The sequence below is a fragment of the Alcanivorax sp. HI0044 genome (assembly GCF_001634945.1).
Genome location: NZ_LWEZ01000087.1, coordinates 1 through 1750 on the forward strand (window position 1 = coordinate 1; position 1750 = coordinate 1750).

A 1750-nucleotide genomic window follows, 5' to 3' on the forward strand; every position below is an offset into this window, starting at 1 on the left:
CCAGGCGCCTGAAAATGTGGTGGCAGACCGTACCGTGACTGTGGAATTCATTACCCAGAAGGGCGACGGAATCAGTGGTGAATTCACTTCTGAGACCAAGCGGGTCAAGGTGCATCCGGGGGAAATTACGCTGGTGCACTTTTTCGCAAGCAACCCGACGTCATCGGACATGATTACCCAGAGCATCCCGTCGGTAACACCGGGGGAAGCGGCTCGATACCTGCACAAGACGCAGTGTTTCTGCTTCGATCAGCAGACCTTGCTGGCAGGTGAGCGCAAGAACATGCCGATGATTTTCTATCTGGACCCGGACATTCCCAGTCACATTAATCAATTCACTCTGTCGTATACGATCTTCGATGTGACAGAGCGGGTCGCCGGTAAAAACAACAGCGTGGCTGCTAACTAGAACAGCCGGTTGTAGAGGAGATTTTTTAATGGCTACTGAAAAGTATTACGTTCCCGAGAGCAGCCCCTGGCCGTTGACCGCGTCCATCGGTTTGTTCATGACCGCCATTGGCGGTGCGCACTTCATTCAGCAGAGCACCATGGCAGACATGGAGCCCAGTTTCTTCGGCAAGCCCCTGTTCTTCCTGGGTCTGACCTGGTTACTGATAGTGATCGCCCTGTGGTGGCGTGACACGATCAAGGAATCTGTGGGTGGCTTGCACAGTAATCAGCTGGGCGGTTCCTACCGTCAGGGCATGCTGTGGTTCATCTTCTCCGAAGTGATGTTCTTCGCGGCCTTCTTTGGCGCCATGTTCTACACTCGCTGGTTGATTCTGCCGTGGTTGTCCGGGGAAGGCAGCAACGCCATGACCCACGAACTGCTGTGGCCGAACTTCCAGGCCATGTGGCCGCTAACCGTGACCCCGGCGGGTGATACCACCCAGGCCATGGGAGCATGGGGGCTGCCGGCTATCAACACGGCTATCCTGCTGGTGTCGTCCATCACGCTGACCATTGCTCACCACGCCTTGCTGGAAGGCAAGCGCGGTACCCTGATCGCTTTCCAGGCGGCCACGGTGGTGCTGGGGATCATCTTCCTGTTCCTGCAGGTGGAAGAATACATCCACGCTTACACCGAGCTGGGTCTGACCCTGGATGCGGGTATCTACGGTAGCCTGTTCTTCCTGCTCACCGGTTTCCACGGTGCACACGTGACCATCGGTACCATCTTCCTGTTTGTGACCCTGCTGCGTGTGATCAAGGGGCACTTCGATGAAGAGAATAACTTCGCCTGGGAAGCGGGTGCCTGGTACTGGCACTTTGTGGACGTGGTGTGGCTGTTCCTGTTTATCACGGTGTACTGGTTGTAAGAGACGCTGCACGCGTCACGCGACAGGCAACACAAAAAAGCCGCGCCCCGAGAGGGACGCGGCTTTTTTTGTGGCTGGTGTTTGATGCCAGATGCATGACGGAAAAAAGCAGAGAGGAAGGGGGTGTTCTGTGGGAGCTTGCCCACACACAGTAAGGGGTCAGGAGTAGGTCTGATTAGGCGTAGCCGTAATCAGACATTCAGCGTGAATGGGGCCTGCCGCCGAATTCTTCGCCCGCAGGCTGGCTCCCACAACTGAGCAAGGGAGCCAGCCCAGCCTTGTCAGGCGTTAGGCGTTCGGCATCAGGCGTTGCGTAATCCACTGGCCAATATCCCGAATCTGTTCCAGGCAGACCATGTGCTCCATGGGGTAGCTGCGGTATTGCGGGGTATAGCCCAGTTCAGTCAGGGTGGCTGCGGCCCGTTGGCCCA

2 protein-coding genes are annotated in these 1750 nt (G+C 56.7%); both read left to right on the forward strand.

Going from position 1 to position 1750, the window contains the following annotated elements:
* A partial coding sequence (locus tag A3730_RS01050) for a cytochrome c oxidase assembly protein (protein ID WP_063537289.1) occupies positions 1-409 on the forward strand: 409 nt, incomplete at its 5' end.
* 28 nt (positions 410-437) lie between these two features.
* Positions 438-1319, forward strand: a complete 882-nt coding sequence (locus A3730_RS01055; protein WP_063520100.1) for a cytochrome c oxidase subunit 3 — start codon at positions 438-440, stop codon at positions 1317-1319.
* The last annotated feature ends 431 nt before the right edge of the window (positions 1320-1750 follow it).

Bases quoted from the DNA above. Each gene is read 5' to 3' on its own strand.
- A3730_RS01055 (WP_063520100.1), top strand. From the start codon at position 438: ATGGCTACTGAAAAGTATTACGTTCCCGAGAGCAGCCCCTGGCCGTTG.